This is a genomic window from Thermus sp. NEB1569 (genome assembly GCF_022385295.1).
Classification (GTDB): Bacteria; Deinococcota; Deinococci; order Deinococcales; family Thermaceae; genus Thermus; species Thermus scotoductus.
Window position 1 is genome coordinate 307,886 of the sequence record NZ_CP092445.1, and the last position, 15,849, is coordinate 323,734.

Annotated in this window: 17 protein-coding genes; 6 read left to right on the top strand and 11 right to left on the bottom strand. The window is 65.5% G+C overall.

Translation table 11 applies throughout. The features are described 5' to 3' along the window. Window positions 1–15 precede the first annotated feature (15 nt). The 5 genes from gmk to MI302_RS02205 are packed head-to-tail and all read left to right on the top strand — an operon-like array spanning window position 16 to window position 3,254. Window positions 16–678: a guanylate kinase gene (gene gmk / locus MI302_RS02185; RefSeq protein WP_239726492.1), complete on the top strand. Its 663-nt coding sequence runs from the start codon at window positions 16–18 to the stop codon at window positions 676–678. Beyond that, entirely contained in the window at window positions 659–958 is a 300-nt protein-coding gene (rpoZ, locus tag MI302_RS02190) for a DNA-directed RNA polymerase subunit omega (RefSeq protein WP_019550867.1), read from the top strand. Before gmk ends, rpoZ begins: the two co-directional genes overlap by 20 nt. Continuing rightward, on the top strand, window positions 959–2,149 hold the full coding sequence (gene coaBC / locus MI302_RS02195) for a bifunctional phosphopantothenoylcysteine decarboxylase/phosphopantothenate--cysteine ligase CoaBC (RefSeq protein WP_239726071.1): 1,191 nt from the start codon (window positions 959–961) through the stop codon (window positions 2,147–2,149). A 10-nt stretch (window positions 2,150–2,159) separates the two neighbouring features. Beyond that, window positions 2,160–2,636: an arginine repressor gene (gene argR / locus MI302_RS02200; RefSeq protein WP_015718057.1), complete on the top strand. Its 477-nt coding sequence runs from the start codon at window positions 2,160–2,162 to the stop codon at window positions 2,634–2,636. Window positions 2,637–2,642: 6 nt separating this feature from the next. Further along, on the top strand, window positions 2,643–3,254 hold the full coding sequence (locus MI302_RS02205; RefSeq protein WP_015718056.1) for a MarC family protein: 612 nt from the start codon (window positions 2,643–2,645) through the stop codon (window positions 3,252–3,254). Here the strand turns inward: MI302_RS02205 and MI302_RS02210 are convergent. The 4 genes from MI302_RS02210 to glyA all read right to left on the bottom strand — a co-directional run bounded on the left by MI302_RS02210 (window position 3,238) and on the right by glyA (window position 8,066). Further along, window positions 3,238–3,924, bottom strand: a complete 687-nt coding sequence (locus MI302_RS02210) for a GGDEF domain-containing protein (protein WP_239726072.1) — start codon at window positions 3,922–3,924, stop codon at window positions 3,238–3,240. The genes MI302_RS02205 and MI302_RS02210 overlap by 17 nt on opposite strands. Continuing rightward, the gene (locus MI302_RS02215) at window positions 3,921–5,525 is read right to left on the bottom strand and encodes a DNA repair protein RecN (RefSeq protein ID WP_126213210.1); all 1,605 of its coding nucleotides are present in this window, start codon (window positions 5,523–5,525) and stop codon (window positions 3,921–3,923) included. The genes MI302_RS02210 and MI302_RS02215 overlap by 4 nt, the downstream gene beginning before the upstream one ends. Before the next feature lie 27 nt (window positions 5,526–5,552). Then, window positions 5,553–6,713: a transposase gene (locus MI302_RS02220; protein WP_239726073.1), complete on the bottom strand. Its 1,161-nt coding sequence runs from the start codon at window positions 6,711–6,713 to the stop codon at window positions 5,553–5,555. 129 nt (window positions 6,714–6,842) lie between these two features. Further along, window positions 6,843–8,066 (bottom strand): serine hydroxymethyltransferase, encoded by a 1,224-nt coding sequence (gene glyA / locus MI302_RS02225; RefSeq protein WP_015718053.1) that lies wholly within the window; start codon window positions 8,064–8,066, stop codon window positions 6,843–6,845. 116 nt (window positions 8,067–8,182) lie between these two features. On the opposite strand from glyA, the gene MI302_RS02230 reads away from it, so the two are divergent. Continuing rightward, the gene (locus MI302_RS02230) at window positions 8,183–8,458 is read left to right on the top strand and encodes a hypothetical protein (protein ID WP_038030014.1); all 276 of its coding nucleotides are present in this window, start codon (window positions 8,183–8,185) and stop codon (window positions 8,456–8,458) included. Window positions 8,459–8,499: 41 nt separating this feature from the next. Here the strand turns inward: MI302_RS02230 and purF are convergent, their stop codons facing one another. From purF to purB, 7 genes are all read right to left on the bottom strand, one after another. Beyond that, the gene (gene purF, locus MI302_RS02235; protein ID WP_126217399.1) at window positions 8,500–9,891 is read right to left on the bottom strand and encodes an amidophosphoribosyltransferase; all 1,392 of its coding nucleotides are present in this window, start codon (window positions 9,889–9,891) and stop codon (window positions 8,500–8,502) included. After that, window positions 9,884–12,061 carry a phosphoribosylformylglycinamidine synthase subunit PurL gene (gene purL, locus MI302_RS02240; protein WP_239726493.1) on the bottom strand — a complete coding sequence of 726 codons (2,178 nt, stop codon included), beginning with the start codon at window positions 12,059–12,061 and terminating at the stop codon, window positions 9,884–9,886. Before purL ends, purF begins: the two co-directional genes overlap by 8 nt. Then, complete coding sequence (locus MI302_RS02245; RefSeq protein WP_239726074.1) at window positions 12,061–12,774, bottom strand: HAD family hydrolase; 714 nt, start codon at window positions 12,772–12,774, stop codon at window positions 12,061–12,063. Before MI302_RS02245 ends, purL begins: the two co-directional genes overlap by 1 nt. Next, a complete protein-coding gene (gene purQ / locus MI302_RS02250) occupies window positions 12,771–13,454 on the bottom strand; it encodes a phosphoribosylformylglycinamidine synthase subunit PurQ (RefSeq protein ID WP_239726075.1) in 684 nt (227 codons plus the stop codon). The genes MI302_RS02245 and purQ overlap by 4 nt, the downstream gene beginning before the upstream one ends. Next, the gene (gene purS / locus MI302_RS02255; protein ID WP_239726076.1) at window positions 13,451–13,705 is read right to left on the bottom strand and encodes a phosphoribosylformylglycinamidine synthase subunit PurS; all 255 of its coding nucleotides are present in this window, start codon (window positions 13,703–13,705) and stop codon (window positions 13,451–13,453) included. Before purS ends, purQ begins: the two co-directional genes overlap by 4 nt. A gap of 2 nt (window positions 13,706–13,707) precedes the next feature. After that, on the bottom strand, window positions 13,708–14,403 hold the full coding sequence (gene purC, locus MI302_RS02260; RefSeq protein ID WP_239726077.1) for a phosphoribosylaminoimidazolesuccinocarboxamide synthase: 696 nt from the start codon (window positions 14,401–14,403) through the stop codon (window positions 13,708–13,710). A 112-nt stretch (window positions 14,404–14,515) separates the two neighbouring features. Next, window positions 14,516–15,826: an adenylosuccinate lyase gene (gene purB / locus MI302_RS02265; protein ID WP_239726078.1), complete on the bottom strand. Its 1,311-nt coding sequence runs from the start codon at window positions 15,824–15,826 to the stop codon at window positions 14,516–14,518. Window positions 15,827–15,849 lie beyond the last annotated feature (23 nt).

Genomic DNA, 15,849 nt, shown 5'->3' on the forward strand with positions numbered 1-15,849 from the left:
CCCGGGGTGAGGGGTATGGGGGGCCGCCTTTTCGTCATGACCGGGGCCAGCGGGGTGGGGAAGGGCACGGTGCGGGCCAAGGTGCTGGAGCGCACCCGCCTCTTCTACTCCATCTCCATGACCACCCGTCCCCCGCGTCCCGGGGAACGGGATGGGGTGGACTACTACTTTGTGGACAGGGCCACCTTTGAGGCCCTGTTGCGGGAGGATGGGTTCTTGGAGCACGCCGAGTACGTGGGGCACCTGTACGGTACCCCCAAGGCTCCGGTGGAGCGGGCCTTGGCCCGGGGGGAGGATGTCCTCCTGGAGATCGAGGTCCAGGGAGCCCTGCAGGTGCGCAAGAAGGTACCGGAGGCGGTCCTCATCTTCCTCCTGCCCCCTTCCCTTTCCGAGTTGAGGCGGCGTCTGGTCTACCGGGGCAAGGATAGTCCCGAGAAGATTGAGAAGCGCCTAAAGCAGGCGGAATGGGAGATTCAAAACGCCCACCTCTTTGATTACGTGGTGGTGAACGAGGTGCTGGAGGAGGCGGTGGCCGACTTCCTGGCCATCCTTACCGCCGAGAGGCGGCGCACCCCCAGGATGGGCCCCGCCTTGGAGAGGGCCTTGAAGCGGGATAAGGACCTGGAAGCTGAGCTGGACGAGATTCTACGGAGGAGTTATGGCGGAACCCGGGATTGACAAGCTTTTTGACATGGTGGATTCCAAGTACCGGCTCACCGTGGTGGTGGCCAAGCGGGCGGAGCAGCTTCTCCGCCACCGCTTTAAGAACACCGTGTTGGAACCGGAGGAAAGGCCCAAGATGCGGACCCTCGAGGGGATCCTGGACGACCCCAACCCCGTCACCTGGGCCATGAAGGAGATGCTCACGGGAAGGCTGGTCTTCGGGGAGAACCTGGTGCCCGAGGACCGCCTGCAGAGGGAGATGGAGCGGCTTTACCCGGTGGAAGAGGAGGAGTAGGTGGCCCGGGTCCTGGTGGCGGTGACGGGGGGGGTGGCGGCCATCAAGGCCCCCCACCTCCTCCGTCTTCTCAGGGGCCAGGGCCACGAGGTACGGGTCCTGGCCACCCCCAGGGCCCTGGAGTTCATCACCCCCCTTTCCCTGGCGGTGGCCGCTGGAGGGGAGGTGGCCACGGAGGAGGCCTGGTTCAGGCCGGATGGCCGGGCCTTACATATAGAACTCGCCCGCTGGGCCGATGTGGTTTTGGTGGCTCCCGCCACCGCCGACGCCATGGCCAAGGCGGCCCTGGGCCTGGCCGACGACCTCCTTTCCGCCACGCTTCTCGCAGGGGCTAAGCGGGTGGCCTGGGCCCCGGCCATGAACGAGGCCATGTGGCTTTCCCCCAGGACCCAGGAGCATGCCCGGACCCTCGAGGGCATGGGCCATGCCCTCTTCGGCCCCGCCCACGGACCTCTGGCGGCGGTGGGGGAGGGGGAAGGATGGGGACGGATGCTGGAGCCCGAGGAGCTTTTGGAGAGGCTTCAGGCCTTCCTCACCCCCAAGGACCTTAAGGGCCTTAAGCTTCTGGTGTCTGCCGGCCCCACCCGGGAGTACCTGGACCCGGTGCGCTACCTTTCCAACCCTTCCTCGGGCCGCATGGGCTACGCCGTGGCCGAGGCTGCCCGGGACCGGGGGGCGGAGGTGGTGCTGGTTTCCGGGCCCACGGCCCTGCCCGCCCCCTGGGGGGTGGAGGTGGTGCGGGTGGAAAGCGCCTTGGAGATGCGCGAGGCCATTCTGGGGCGCTATTCCTGGGCCCAGGCGGTGGTGATGGCGGCGGCGGTGGCCGACTACCGCCCGGCGGAGGTGAGCCGGGAGAAGGAGCCCAAGGTGGCGGCGGAGAAGGTTCTCCGCCTCCTTCCCAACCCCGACATCCTCAAGGAGCTGGGGGAGAACAAGGGACCGAGGGTCCTGGTGGGCTTCGCCATGGAAACCGGGGAGGGCCTGGCGCGGGCCAAGGAGAAGCTTCTCCGCAAGAACCTGGACCTCATCGTCCTCAACTGGGTGAACCGGGAGGGAGTGGGCTTCGGCAGCCTCGAGAACGAGGTGGTCCTCCTCCTGCGGGATGGCCGGGTGCTGGAACTCCCCCGCATGCCCAAGCGGCAGGTGGCCGACCGTATACTGGACTTGGTTAAAGAGTTCTGGAAGGGTTAGAGGGGTGTCTATGCGAAGCAAAGCGGAGCGGCACCGCGCCATTCAGGAGATCGTGAGCCGGGAGGAGATCGGCACGCAGAAGGAGCTGGTGGAGCGCCTGAGGCAGCTGGGGTTTGAGGTGACCCAGGCCACGGTGAGCCGGGACATCGCCGAGCTGAGGCTGGCCCGGGTTTCCCTGGGCAAGGGGCGGCACAAGTACGCCCTGCCCTCCATGGAGCTTCCCGAGGACGTTTACGAGGAGCTGAAGCGGCAGTTTGGCCTCTTTGTCAAGGACGTGGACCGGGGGGGGAATATCCTGGTGGTGAAGACGGCGGAGGGCCACGCCTCCGGCATCGCCCTTTTGATGGACCGCCTCAAACGGGACGAGATCGTGGGCACCCTGGCGGGGGAGGATACCATCCTGGTGGTGGCCCGGACCGAGGAAGGGGCGAGGGCCCTGGAGGAGGAGTTCGGGGAACTCCTCGTGGCGGGGAAGATGCGCCTTTAGGCCTTCGTGCTGGAGCTTTTCCTCAAATCCTTCCTCACCCTCTTCGTGGTCATGGACCCGGTGGGGCTGGTGCCGGTCTTTCTGGCCCTGGCCGGGGACCGTCCTCAAAGGAAACAGGCCCAGATCGCCAGGAAGGCGGTGCTGGTGGCGGGGGGGCTTTTGGTCTCCTTTTTTTTCTTCGGGCGGGGGCTTTTGGGCTACCTGGGGATCAGCCTCGAGGCCCTGCGCATCGCCGGGGGCATCCTCCTCTTCCGCATCGCCACCGAGATGGTTTTCGCCCACCACGAGCGGGAAACGGAAGAGGAAAAGGATGAGGCCCGCCTCCGGGCGGATATCTCCGTCTTTCCCCTGGCCATTCCCTTGATCGCCGGCCCCGGGGCCTTGGCCAGCGTCCTTATCCTTGCCGCAGAGGCCCGGAAGGAACCCCTGGGCTTTGTGGTGGTCCTTTTCACGGTCTTTTTGGTCCTGGCCCTGGCCTATGTGTTCCTCCGGCTTGCGGCCCAGGTGCGCCGGGCCCTGGGCCGCACGGGGGTGAACGTGGTTACCCGGGTCTTGGGGATCCTCCTGGCGGCCTTGGCGGTGCAGTACGTGGCGGATGGGGTTAAAGCCCTTTTCTAGCCCTCTTGGCCCGGTACATGCGTTTGTCGGCCTCCTTGAGGAGGGCCTCCAGGTCCTCCCCCTCCACCAGAAGCCCTCCTGCGGCCACTTGGTAGGGCAGGTTCTCCTGAAGCCGAGCGATGAGGGCGGGGATCTCCTCCGCCTTCAGGCCCAGGTGGAGGCTCACGAACTCATCCCCGCCGATGCGGAAGGCCACGTCGCGGCGGCGGGAGAGGTTTCTTAGGGCCTGGGCCAGGCTCTTCAGGGCCTGGTCGCCCACTGCATGGCCCTCCCGGTCGTTCAAGGCCTTAAGGCCGTTGAGGTCCCAGTAGATCAGGGACAAAGGCTCCCCCAGGGTCCGGGCTTCCTGCAGGAGCAGGGGAAAGGCCTCCTCCAGGGCCCGGCGGTTGCCGAGGCCCGTGAGGGGGTCGGTGCGGGCGGCCTCCTGCAGGGCCTGGCGCTCCTTAAGGTCCTTGAGGAGGAGGGCGGCTTCCAGGGCGAAGGCCTGGGCCAGCTCCAGGGAAAGGGAGCCGAAGGCCTCGGGGTCCGAGAAGCTATCCAGGTTCATGGTCGCCAGCACCACCTCCAGGGTGTCCCCCTGGGGGAGGGGGAGGCCTTCGGCCAGGGAGTTGCGCACCACCTCCGTTTCCCGGACAAGATAGACGGGGTAGGGAGCCTCGAGGGGATTCATTCCTGGGCCTCCACCCAATCCTGTGCAAGGTGGCCGTTTCCTTCCAGAAGGAGGCGGGCGTGGGCCAGGGCGGCCTCGGTGTACTGGCCGGAGAGGAGGCGGGCGAGCTCCCGTATGCGCTTCTCCCCTTCCAGCACCTCGATGCGCACCTCTTCCCCCTCCTTCACCACCCTGAGGTGCCTCTTTGCGCGGGCGGCGATCTGGGGCAGGTGGGTGACCACCAGGACCTGCCGGGCCTGGCCCAGCTGGGCGAGCCTTTCCGCCACCTTCCAGGCGGTTTCCCCGCCCACCCCGGTGTCCACCTCGTCGAAGACCACCGTGGGGGCCTCGGCCCCGGTGAGGAGGGCTAAAGCTAGGGCGATGCGGGAGAGCTCCCCGCCGCTGGCCGCAGAAAGGGGAGCGGGGGGAAGGTGGGGGTTGGCGGAGAAGCGGAAGAGGACCTCCTCCAGGCCCTGGGGTCCGGGTTCGGGAAGAGGCTTGAGCTCCACCTGGAAGCGGGCTTTCGGGAAACCCAGGGCGGAAAGCTCCGTCTCCATTTCCTTCTCCAGCTTCCGTGCCGCCTCGAGGCGGGCTTCGGAAAGGCGCTCCCCCGCTTTATAGAGGGCCCCCGAGGCCACCCTTAAAGCCCTTTCCAGCTCCAAAAGCCGCTCTTCCCCTCCCTCCAGGGCCTTCAGCTCCTCCTCTGCCCTTTCCCGGTAGCGCAGGACCTCCTCCAGGGTGGGGCCGTACTTGCGCTTAAGCCTTTCCAGAAGGGAAAGGCGCTCCTCCAGCTGGGCCAGACGGCTGGGATCTCCTTCCAGGCTTTCCAGGTAGTCCTCCAGCTCCCGGGCCACGGCCCGGCCTCCCTCCAAAGTCGCCTCCAGGTCCTTAGCCAGGGCCTCGAGGGCCGGGTCAAAGCGGCTTCCCGCCCTTAGCTCCCGCAGGGCTGCCTGAAGAAGATCCAGGGCACCTCCTTCCGCCAGGAGGGCGTAGGCCTTTCCCGAGCGCTCCCTCAGGGCTTCCAAATGGCGAAGCCTTTGCGCCTCGGCTAAAAGCTCCTGGTCCTCGCCAGGCCTGGGGCTTGCCTCCAGGATCTCCTTGAGCTGGAAGCGCAAGAGGTCCTCCCGCTCGGTCTTGGCTCTCAGGGCTTCCTCCAGGGTGCGTTTTTCCGCAAGGAGGGCCTGATGCTTCCTGTAGGCCTCCCCGTACTCCTGGAGGAGGCCCGGGGGCAGCAGGGTATCCAGAAGCTCCCGTTGCCTTTTGGGGGAGAGGAGGGCGATGGCCGTGTGCTGGGCGTGGAGGGAAAGCCACCTTTCCGCCTCCTCTTGGAGTTCTTTGAGGCTCACCACCTCCCCATCGATCCGGGGGGTGGAGCGGCCCCCGACGCGGCGGGAAAGGATGCGCTCCTCGCCCTCACCTTGGAAGAAGGCGGTCACCAGGAGGCTATCGCCAAAAGGCCCCAAAAGCCCCTCGGACCTGGCCCCCAGGAGGAGGGCTAAAGCGTCCACCAGGAGGCTTTTCCCCGCCCCGGTTTCCCCGGTGAGGACGTTGAGCCCAGGCCCGAGCTCCAGGGTAGCCTCGCGGATGACGGCGAGGTTACGCACCTCGAGGCGCTTGAGCATCTTCTTCCATTGTGACGACTCCCCGGACTAAAGTCCAGGGCTTCTCGGGGTGTTTCCCTGCGGGAAAGCACGCAGGGTCTCCCCCGAAGGCCCCGTCCAGGCCTTTGCCAGGATGTTTTGAGCGGCGGCCACATCCCGGTGGAGAAGCGCCCCACACTGGGGACAGGTGTACGCCCGCACCCAGAGAGGCTTCTTCTCCCTATGGCCGCACACCGGGCAGTCCTGGCTGGTGTACTTGGGGTCTACCTTGATGACTCGCCTACCAGCTTCCGCCGCTTTGTAGGCGAGGATTGCGAGAAACTGGGCCCAGCCCGCATCCTGTACGCCCTTGGCTATATGGGAGCGGGAAAGGGCTTGAACGTTCAGGTCTTCGTGGACGATGGTTCCGTAGCGGTTTACGAGCCTCCTGGCGAGTTTGTGGTGGAAGTCTTTGCGCTGGTTGGCGATTTTGCGGTGCAGCTTGGCAACCCGCTTTCTGGCCTTCTCGCGACGACGGCTGCCCCGCTTCTTGCGGGCAAGGCTGCGCTGTGCGGCGGCGAGTTTGGCTTGCGCCTTGTGGAGGTACCGGGGGGCCTCGACCATCTCCCCTTCCGAGGTAACGAGGAAGTGGGGGTTGGTGCCCAGGTCTATGCCGATGGCCTCCTCGCTTGGAGGCAAAGGCTTGGGGTCCACCTCGGTGATGAAGATGATGTACCAATGCTCGCCTTCCCGCTTAACCGTCGCCGTCTTGATCTTCCCTTCCAAAGGGCGGTGGAGCTTGACCTTGACGGAACCAATCCCGTAGAGGAGTACACGCCTTCCCCCATCCTGGAGCTTGACCCCGGTTTTGTAGGCCTGGGGGAAGGTAAAGGAGTCGTAGCGCCCCTTCCCCTTGAAGCGGGGGTATCCCGCCTTACCCTTCTTGGCCTTGAGCCTCCGGAAGAAGCCCTGGAAGGCTTTGTCCACCCGATGAAGAACATCCTGGAGAACCTGGGAGTGGACCCTTGTGTACTGGGGCAGTTCCTCTCGTATCTGGGGCAGGTACCTCTTCTGTTGGTAGAGGCCGACACTTTTCCCGGCCTTCTTGTAAGCATCCCTACGCTCCTGCAAGGCGGCGTTGTACAGCTCACGGCAAAGCTCAAGGGTGCGCTCCAGGTCTTTCACCTGGGGCTTGGTGGGGTAAAGGCGGTATTTGAAGGCTTTACGCATGGCTGGCTTCTTCTACACTGTACCAAATCCGTGTCCACCTGTGGTGGACGTGGGGGAGTCCATGTATCCCCGGTTTAAAAACCGGGGGATTATAGCTCCCCCACACCCCCTCTTTTCTCTAAGGCTTCCCTAGGGCATGGGGTGGGCGAGGGCGAGCCGCCTAACCTCCTCCCGCAGGGCCTCCGAGGGCCCCTCCATGAGGGCCCGGTCGATGAGCTCCGCCACCAGGGGCATCTCCTCCGGGGTGAAGCCCCGGGTGGTGATGGCCGGGGTGCCGATGCGGATCCCAGAGGTGACCCTGGGGGGCTTGGGGTCAAAGGGGATGGCGTTCTTGTTCACGGTGATGCCCACGGCATCCAGCTTCTCCTCCGCCTCCTTGCCGGTCAGGCCCTTGGGGCGGAGGTCCAGGAGGAAGAGGTGGTTGTCGGTTCCCCCCGTGACCAGGCGGTAGCCCCTTTTGGCCAGCTCCTCGCCAAGGCGCTTGGCGTTTTCCACCACCAGCCGGCTATACTCCTTGAACTCGGGCTGCAGGGCCTCAAAGAAGGCCACCGCCTTGCCGGCGATCACGTGCTCCAGGGGCCCGCCCTGGATGCCCGGGAAGATGATCTTGTCGATCTTCTTGCCCAGGTCCGGGTCGTTGGAGAGGATGAGCCCACCCCTCGGGCCCCTTAGGGTCTTGTGGGTGGTGCTGGTGACCACGTGGGCGTGGGGGAGGGGGTTGGGGTGGAGCCCCGCCGCCACCAGGCCAGCGAAGTGGGCCATGTCCACCACCAGGTAGGCCCCCACCTCCTCGGCGATCTCCCGGAAGGCCTTAAAGTCCCAGAAGCGGGGGTAGGCGCTGGCGCCCGCCATGATCACCTTGGGCCGGTGCTCGAGGGCCAGGCGTCGCACCTCCTCCAGGTCGATGAGCTCGGTGTCGGGCCGGACCCCGTAGGAGACCACCTTGTAGAGCTTCCCGGAGAAGTTCACCTTGGAGCCGTGGGTGAGGTGGCCTCCCGCGGCCAGGTCCATGCCCATGAGGGTATCCCCCGGTTCCATGAGGGCCATGTACACCGCCATGTTGGCCTGGGAGCCGGAGTGGGGCTGGACGTTGGCCCAGGCGGCCCCGAAGAGCTCCTTGGCCCGCTCGATGGCCAGGCTTTCCACCTGGTCGATGATCTCGCATCCCCCGTAGTAGCGGGCACCCGGGTAGCCCTCCGCGTACTTGTTGGTGAGGACGCTTCCCACCGCCTCTCGCACCTGGGCGGAGACGAAGTTCTCGCTGGCGATGAGCTCCAGGCCTTCCCGCTGGCGCTTTTCCTCCAGGGCGATGAGCTGAAAAAGGGCCTCGTCCCGTAAGCTGGTCCTGACCATAGGCCGATTATAGGCCCTGCACCGGGGCGCTACCAGGTTACCTTTACCGGGAACCGGGGCCTTAGGAGGAGGCGGAAGTACCCCGGAAAGGGTCTTTCCTTTGGTAAGCTTGGGACATGAAAGGAAGTGTTTTCCCGATTTTGAAGTGGGGGCTTGCCCTGACCCTGGCTATCCTGCTTGTGGCCATTATTCTCATCAACTTCACCAGTAGCCGCGACCTGCCGGAGCTGGTCCGGGTGCAGGTGGAGCGGTATGCGGTGTGCAGCTACTGGTTCTTCGGCTGGCACCTGGCTTCCACCGGGGCTTTCGCCTTTATCTTCCTGCTGGTGGGGTTTCTCCTGGGCCTTGGGGCGGGGTTTTTCCTGAAGCGGGGGCTGGCCTCGAGGGGCTAGTACCCTCCAGGCTTGGCTAGGGTGGGGATTAGGAATAGGGCCTAGAGGATTTCCAAGGCCAGTTTTTCCCCTTCCACGGGCACCCCGGCCGGGTAGCGCCCGTTGAAGCAGGCCAGGCACACGGGCCCCCCGATGGCCCGCCTGACCCCTTCCTCCGAGAGGAAGGCCAGGGTATCCGCCCCGATGAAGGCCCGGATCTCCTCCACGCTCTTCTCGGCGGCGATGAGCTCCTTACGGGCGGCGGTGTCGATGCCGTAGTAGCAGGGGAAGCGGATGGGGGGGCTGGAAACCCGGAAGTGGACTTCCCGGGCCCCTGCTTCCTTCAGCATGGCCACGATGTGGCGGCTGGTGGTGCCTCGCACGATGGAGTCGTCGATGAGCACCACCCGCTTGCCCCGCACCGCCGAGGTGGGGGAGAGCTTCAAGCGGGTCTTCAGGTCCCTCAGCGCCTGGGTGGGCTGAATGAAGGTCCGGCCCGCATAGGGGTTCTTGTAGAGGCCGTACTCCAGGGGGAGGCCGCTTGAGCGGGCGTAGCCCACCGCCGCCCCGATGCCGGAGTCGGGCACCGGCACCACCATGTCCGCTTCGGCCGGGGCTTCCCGGAAGAGCTCCATGCCCATGCGCACCCGGGCCTCGTAGGCCTCCACCCCGTCCAGGAGGCTATCGGGCCTGGCAAAGTAGATCCACTCAAAGGCGCAAGGGGCGGGGCTTGGGGGAAGGGCCTGGAGGCTTTTAAGCTCCCCCTCCTCCACCCAGACCACCTCCCCGGGGCGCACGTCCCGGATATACCGGGCCCCCATGAGCTCGAGGGCCGGGGGCTCGGAGGCAAAGGCGTAGCCTTTAGGAAGCCTGCCGATGGCCAGGGGCCGCACCCCGTGGGGATCCCGGAGGGCCACCACGGTCCTGCGGTCCATGAGGAGGATGGAATACCCTCCTTCCAGGGCCTTCATGGCCTCGGCGGCCGCCTCGGGGAGGGAGAGGTGGCCCAAGCGGGCGAGGAGGAGGAGCATCACCTCGGTGTCCGAGGTGCTCTGGAAGGTGGCTCCTTCCCTTAGAAGCCGGTCGCGAAGGGGTTTGGCGTTGGTGAAGTTGCCGTTATGGGCGATGGCCAGAACCCCGTGGGCGGTGCGGGCGGTGAGGGGCTGGGCGTTGAAGCGCAGGTTGGAGCCCGTGGTGGAGTAGCGGGTGTGGGCCAGGCCCAGCCGCGCCTCGGGAAGCCTCAGGCGGGAAAGCCGTTCCTCGGTGAAGACCTGGTTCACCAGTCCCAGGTCCTTTTCCACCAAGAACTCTTTTCCGTCGGACACGGCCATGCCCGCCGCCTCCTGCCCCCGGTGTTGGAGGGCCAGGAGGCCCAGGTGCAAAAGCCCAGGTATATCCAGGGGCTCTTGGCTATAGATTCCCAGGACCCCGCATTCCTCCTGAGGCTTATCCATCCAAAACCTCCCTAAGGGGCTTCTGCCAGGCCGCCCTAAGCTCCTCTACCCCCCACTCTAGCACCCCCTCGGGCGTCAAGACCGTGAGGCTGTTCCCCCCGGTCTCCCCCAGCACCCGGTAGGGGAGGCCCATCTCTTCCAGGCGGAAGGTTGCCTCCTTGAGGTTTTCCTTGACCACGGTGAAGAGGATGCGGCTAGGGGCTTCCCCAAAGAGGGCCTTTAGGCCTGGGGTACGCACCTCCACCGTGGCCCCCAGGCCGTAGGGGAAGGTCATCTCCGCCAGGGCCACCAAAAGCCCTCCCTCCGCCAGGTCGTGGGCGGTTTGGGTGAGGCCCAAGCCGATGAGCTCCCGGATGGCCTCCTGCACCCGCCTCTCCCGTTCCAGGTCCAACCTGGGCGGGTGGCCCGCCTCGAGGCCCGTGAGGAGGTAGAGGACCTCGCTTCCCCCAAGCTCCCCTTTCTCCTCTCCCAAAAGGAGGATCACCTCTCCCGGGCGGCGGAAGCCCATCTCCGCCCGCCTCCTGATGTCCAAGACCCCCACCACCCCCACCATAGCCGTGGGGGGGATGCGCCGGCCCCCGCTTTCGTTGTAAAGGGATACATTTCCGGAGACCACCGGCACTCCCAGGACCTCGCTGGCCTCCCTGAGACCGGCGATGGTTTCCTGGAGCTCAAAGTAGCCTTCCGGGGTTTCCGGGCTTCCCAGGTTGAGGCCGTCGGTGTAGGCCAGGGGCTTGGCCCCCACCACGGAGACGTTCCGGCAGGCTTCGGCCAGGGCGTGCATGGCTCCAAGCCGGGGGTGGAGGCGGCTATACCTGGGGTTCTGGTCCACCTTGGTGGCGATGCCCAGGTGGGTTCCCTTTACCCAGAGCACCGCGGCATCCCCTTTGCCTGGCAGGAGGGCAGTCCGGGTTCCCACCTGGTGGTCGTAGCGCTCGTAGACCGCTTCCCGGCTTGCCAGGTTGGGGGAGGCGAGAAGCCTGGGGAGGACTTCTTTGGGGTCGGCGGCCAGGGGTGGTAAGGGTGTTTCCCGGAGTTTTCGGATCTCGGGGTCCTCCCTTCCCAGGCGCACGTAGGTGGGGGCTTCCGCCAGGGCTTCGGTGGGGACCTCGGCCACCACCTCGCCCCGGAAGAGGACGCGGAAGACCCGTTCGGGGATGGTCCTGGCCACGGGCACGCAGTCCAGGCCCCACTTCTTAAAGACCTCCTCCAGCTCCCTTTCCCTGCCCTCCCTGGGCACCAGGACCATGCGCTCCTGGCTTTCGGAGAGGAGAAGCTCTATGGGCCCCATGTCCCTTTCCCGGGTGGGGACGCGGTCTAGGTCCAGCTCCACCCCGAGGCCCGACTTATGGGCCAGCTCCGAGAGGCTACTGGTGAGCCCTGCCGCCCCCATGTCCTGGACGCCTTCCACCAGGTCCTTTTCGATGGCCTCGAGGGTGGCCTCCATGAGGAGCTTCCCCAAAAAGGGGTCCCCCACCTGGACCGCTGGCCGGTCCTCCTCCTTGTCCTCGGAAAGCTCCCGGCTGGCGAAGGCGGCACCCCCAATCCCATCCCTTCCCGTCTTGGCCCCGGCATAGTAGATGGGCCGGCCTAAGGAAGCCTGGCTACGCCTTAAGTGCTCCTCCCTAAGAAGCCCCAGGCACATGGCGTTCACCAGGGGGTTTTCCCGGTAGCCCTCGTGGAAGTAGAGGTCCCCGCCCACCGTGGGGACCCCGATGGCGTTGCCGTAGTGGGCGATGCCAGAGACCACCCCCTTGAGGAGGTAGCGGCTTCGGGCATCCTCCAGGGGACCAAAGCGCAAGGAATCCAGCAGGGCGATGGGCCGGGCCCCCATGCTCATGATGTCCCGGATGATCCCCCCCACCCCGGTGGCAGCACCCTGGAAGGGCTCCACCGCCGAGGGGTGGTTGTGGCTTTCGATCTTAAAGGCTACCGCCCAGCCCTCACCGATGCGCACCACGCCGGCGTTCTCCCCCGGGCCCTGCAGGACGGCCTCCCCCTCCTTGGGAAGCTGCTTCAGAAGGGGCCGGGAGTTCTTGTAGGCGCAGTGCTCGCTCCACATCACCTTGAAGAGGAAAAGCTCCACCCGGTTGGGCTCCCGGCCAAGCCGCTTGCTGATCTCCCGATACTCCTCTTCCGGGATGCCGATTTCTTGGGCTAGGGTTTCCATCATTGGAGAAGGGGAAGAAGCTCCCGGTGGTCCTTGATCTTGGCCGTGGGCTTGATCTCCCCGTTCACCTCCCTCAGGCCCACGTACTGCACCGCCCAGGGGTAGCCGGTGGCGAAGGCTCCCTTGATGTCCGTCTGGGGCAGGTCGCCCACGTGCAGGGCTTCCTCCGGGGCTACGCCCAGGGCCTCGAGGGCCACCCGGAAGGCCTCGGGCTTGGGCTTCACGTAGCCGGTTTCGTCGGAGAAGCTAAAGGCCTGGAAGACATCCAGCCCCTGCCGCTTCAGGTGTTCCCGGATGAGACGGCCCGGGGTGAGGCCGGTGTCGGAAACCAGGGCCAGGGGGTATTTCTTGGCCAGCTCCTTCAGCACCCCCACTCCAGGGAGGGCCTCGAGGTCCACCAGCAGGGAGCTTTCCTCCAGCTTCCTGGCAGTGAGGGCGATGAGCCCAGGGTCATGGGGAGCCCCAAGAAGGGCGAAGATGCGGGCCACCCGGTCGTATACCGACATGTGTTCCCCGGCCTTCCAGGCCTCCTCAAAGGCGATGGCCGCCTGGCGGTAGGCTTCCCGCACCTCGTGCTCCTCCGCCGGGTGCCCGGCCTCGGATAGGGCGTCCAGAAGGATCTCGTACCGGGCGGGCATGACCTTTTCCAAAAACGCCTTTCCCTCCGTGAAGAGGGTGCCCCAGAAGTCAAAGGTGATGGCCTTGGGTTTCATCCCGTTACCTCCTCTAAGAGCCCCAGGAACAAGGGGAGCCCATCTGTGCCGCCCAAAACCTCGTCCGCCGCCCGCTCGGGGTGGGGCATCATGCCGAGAACGTTGCCCCTTTCGTTGGTGATCCCGGCGATGTCGTTAAGGCTCCCGTTGGGGTTGTAATCCTTCTCCCCGCCCAAAGGGGCATAGCGGAAGACCACCAACCCTTCCCCCTCCAGCCGGGCCAGGGTTTCCCCATCGGCGTAGTAGCGGCCCTCCGCATGGGCGATGGGCAGGCGGAGGACCTGCCCCTTCTGGTAAAGCCGGGTGAAGGGAAGGTCGGTGCGCTCCACCCTTACCCCCACCTCCTTGCAGGTGAAGTGCAGGTTCAGGTTGGCGAGGAGGGCCCCGGGGAGGATCTCGGCCTCGGTGAGCACCTGGAAGCCGTTGCACACCCCAATCACGGGCCGCCCTTCACGGGCGAAGCGCCTTACCTCCTCCATCACCGGGCTTTTGGCCGCCAGGGCCCCGGCCCGCAGGTAGTCCCCGTAGCTGAAGCCCCCGGGCAGGAAGACCCCGTCAAAGCCCCTTAGGCTCCTTTCCGTGTGCCAGACGTACGCTGCCCTTATCCCCGCCTTTTCCAGGGCAAAGCGGGCATCCTCATCGCAGTTGGAGCCAGGGAAGCGGACGATGGCCCACTTCATGGGAGTTCCTTTAAGGCCTCGAGGGTGAAGACCTCCATCACCGGGTTGGCGAGGAGGTTCCCCATGGCCTTGGCCTTCTCCTCCGCCTCGAGGAGGGTTTCGGCAGGGAAGACCACCTCGAGGACCTTTCCCACCCGCACCGCCTCCACCGGGTGGCCAAGGCTTCGTAGAACGCCCTCTACCGCCCGGCCCTGGGGGTCCAGGATGCCCTCTTTGAGCTCAATGAGCAAGGTGGCCTGGTACTTGGGCATGGCTACCCCCTTAGAACCCGCCTAAGGACCTCCTGGTAGGCTTCCTCCACGCCTCCCAGATCTTTGCGGAAGCGGTCCTTGTCCATGGGCTCTCCCGTCTTTTGGTCCCAAAGGCGCATGGTGTCGGGGGAGATCTCGTCGGCCAAAAGGATCTCCCCCTGGCGCTTGCCGAATTCCAGCTTGAAGTCAATGAGGTCCAGGCCCCGTTGGGCGAAGAAATCCCTTAAGAGTTCCCCCACCTTAAGGGTGGTGGTCCTCACCTGGGAAAGCTCTTCTTCCACGGCCAGTCCCAGGGCCAATATGGCCTCGGGGCAGATCAAGGGGTCGCCCAGGGGGTCGCTCTTTAAGGAGAACTCCACCAGGGGGGTCTTTAGAGGGGTGCCCTCCTTTACCCCGTAGCGCTTGGCGAAGCTCCCCGCTGCTTTGAAGCGGAGGATAACCTCCAGGGGGAGGATCTCCACCCGTAGGACCCGCATTTCCCGGTCGGAAACCTCTTCCAGAAAGTGGGTCTTCACCCCGTGGGCCTCGAGGTAGCGGAAGAGGGTTGCCGAGACCTTGTTGTTGACCACTCCCTTGCCGGGGATGAGGCCCCGCTTCTGCGCGTTGAAGGCCGTGGCCTCGTCCTTGAAGTAGACCCTAAGGGTATCCGGCCCTTCGGGAAAAAGAACCTTCGCCTTGCCCTCGTAAAGCTTTTCCATGTGCCTCCACGTGGGGACCTCCATCCCGTCTAGTCTTCATTTTAAGCCGAGAAGGTGCCTGAGTGAGGAAGGCAAGGGGCCCCACCTTGCCGCAAGGCAGGGTGGGGGGGCATCACAGCCCAAAGCGGGCGTAGATGGCGTCCACGTGCTTTAGGAAGGGCGCAGGGTCAAAGAGGGCCTTAAGCCTTTCCCCCTTGAGGGGGTTTTCCGAGTCCTCTTCCAAAAGCTGGGCGAAGCTAAGGCCCTCCTCCCAGCTTCTTAGAGCGTTGCGTTGCACGATGGCGTAGGCCCTGTTCCGGGGAAGGCCCTCGGCGATGAGGGCGTTCAGCACCTGCTGGGAGTAGACCAGGCCCCGGGTGAGGTCCAGGTTCTTCTTTAGGTTCTCCTCAAAGACCACCAGGCCCCCCAGGATGCCCTTTAACCGCCTAAGGGCGTAGTGGCTGGCGGTGGTGGCGTCGGGGAGGATGACCCGTTCCACGGAGGAGTGGGAGATGTCCCTTTCGTGCCACAGGGCGATGTTTTCCAGGGAGGGGCCCAGGTATCCCCGAAGGAGCCTGGCCATCCCGGTGAGGTTTTCCAAACCCACGGGGTTTTTCTTGTGGGGCATGCTGGAACTTCCCGTCTGGCCTTCCCGGAAAGGCTCCTGGGCTTCTAGTACCTCTGTGCGCTGGAGGTGGCGAAGCTCCACCGCCACCCGCTCCAGGTTCCCCCCCAGGATGGCCAAGGCGGCCAGCACCTCCGCGTGCCGGTCCCGGGGCACCACTTGGGTGGAGAGGGGCTCTGGGCTCAGGCCAAGCCGCCGGGCCACGTGGGCCTCCACCTCCGGGGGGATGTGGGCGTAGTTTCCCACCGAGCCCGAGAGCATGGCCACCCCGATGGTCTTCTGGGCGCGCTCAAGCCGTTCCTTGTCCCGCTGAAAGGCGGCGTAAAAGCTCAGGAAGCGGAGGCCGAAGCTGGTGGGCTCGGCGTGGACCCCGTGGGTGCGGGCGATGGCCGGGGTGTGCTTGTAGCGGAGGGCCAGGCGCTTGAGCTCCTCCTGGACCCCGGATAGCTCCTCGAGGATCAGGTCCAAGGCCCTCACCAAAAGGGCGTTTTGCGCGGTGTCCACGATGTCCGAGCTGGTGAGGCCCAGGTGCAGGTAGCGCCCCACCTCCTCGTCCCCGGTCCACTCCACCAGGGCCCGGGTGAAGGCCACCAGGTCGTGGCGGGTGACCTCCTCCAGCTCCGCCACCCTTTGGGCGAAGCGGGCGTCCAGGGGATGCTCCTTTAGGTGCTCAAGAAGCCTTTGGGAAAGCCCTTTGGGCACCTGGCCCAGGGATTCCCAGGCCTCGAGGGCATAGGCCTCCACCAACGCCCACATGCGGTAGCGGTTTTCCTCCGACCATAGCTCGGCCATCTCCGGGGTCTGGTAACGGGGGACCATGCCTTAAGGGTACTAAAAGGGCA

Excerpts from the sequence above, each read along its gene's own strand:
- gmk (WP_239726492.1), top strand. The coding sequence starts at position 16 with ATGGGGGGCCGCCTTTTCGTCATGACCGGGGCCAGCGGGGTGGGGAAG.
- rpoZ (WP_019550867.1), top strand. The coding sequence starts at position 659 with ATGGCGGAACCCGGGATTGACAAGCTTTTTGACATGGTGGATTCCAAG.
- argR (WP_015718057.1), top strand. The coding sequence starts at position 2,160 with ATGCGAAGCAAAGCGGAGCGGCACCGCGCCATTCAGGAGATCGTGAGC.
- MI302_RS02210 (WP_239726072.1), bottom strand. The coding sequence starts at position 3,924 with ATGAATCCCCTCGAGGCTCCCTACCCCGTCTATCTTGTCCGGGAAACG.
- MI302_RS02215 (WP_126213210.1), bottom strand. The coding sequence starts at position 5,525 with ATGCTCAAGCGCCTCGAGGTGCGTAACCTCGCCGTCATCCGCGAGGCT.
- MI302_RS02220 (WP_239726073.1), bottom strand. The coding sequence starts at position 6,713 with ATGCGTAAAGCCTTCAAATACCGCCTTTACCCCACCAAGCCCCAGGTG.
- glyA (WP_015718053.1), bottom strand. The coding sequence starts at position 8,066 with ATGGTCAGGACCAGCTTACGGGACGAGGCCCTTTTTCAGCTCATCGCC.
- MI302_RS02230 (WP_038030014.1), top strand. The coding sequence starts at position 8,183 with ATGAAAGGAAGTGTTTTCCCGATTTTGAAGTGGGGGCTTGCCCTGACC.
- purF (WP_126217399.1), bottom strand. The coding sequence starts at position 9,891 with ATGGATAAGCCTCAGGAGGAATGCGGGGTCCTGGGAATCTATAGCCAA.
- purL (WP_239726493.1), bottom strand. The coding sequence starts at position 12,061 with ATGGAAACCCTAGCCCAAGAAATCGGCATCCCGGAAGAGGAGTATCGG.
- MI302_RS02245 (WP_239726074.1), bottom strand. The coding sequence starts at position 12,774 with ATGAAACCCAAGGCCATCACCTTTGACTTCTGGGGCACCCTCTTCACG.
- purQ (WP_239726075.1), bottom strand. The coding sequence starts at position 13,454 with ATGAAGTGGGCCATCGTCCGCTTCCCTGGCTCCAACTGCGATGAGGAT.
- purS (WP_239726076.1), bottom strand. The coding sequence starts at position 13,705 with ATGCCCAAGTACCAGGCCACCTTGCTCATTGAGCTCAAAGAGGGCATC.
- purC (WP_239726077.1), bottom strand. The coding sequence starts at position 14,403 with ATGGAAAAGCTTTACGAGGGCAAGGCGAAGGTTCTTTTTCCCGAAGGG.
- purB (WP_239726078.1), bottom strand. The coding sequence starts at position 15,826 with ATGGTCCCCCGTTACCAGACCCCGGAGATGGCCGAGCTATGGTCGGAG.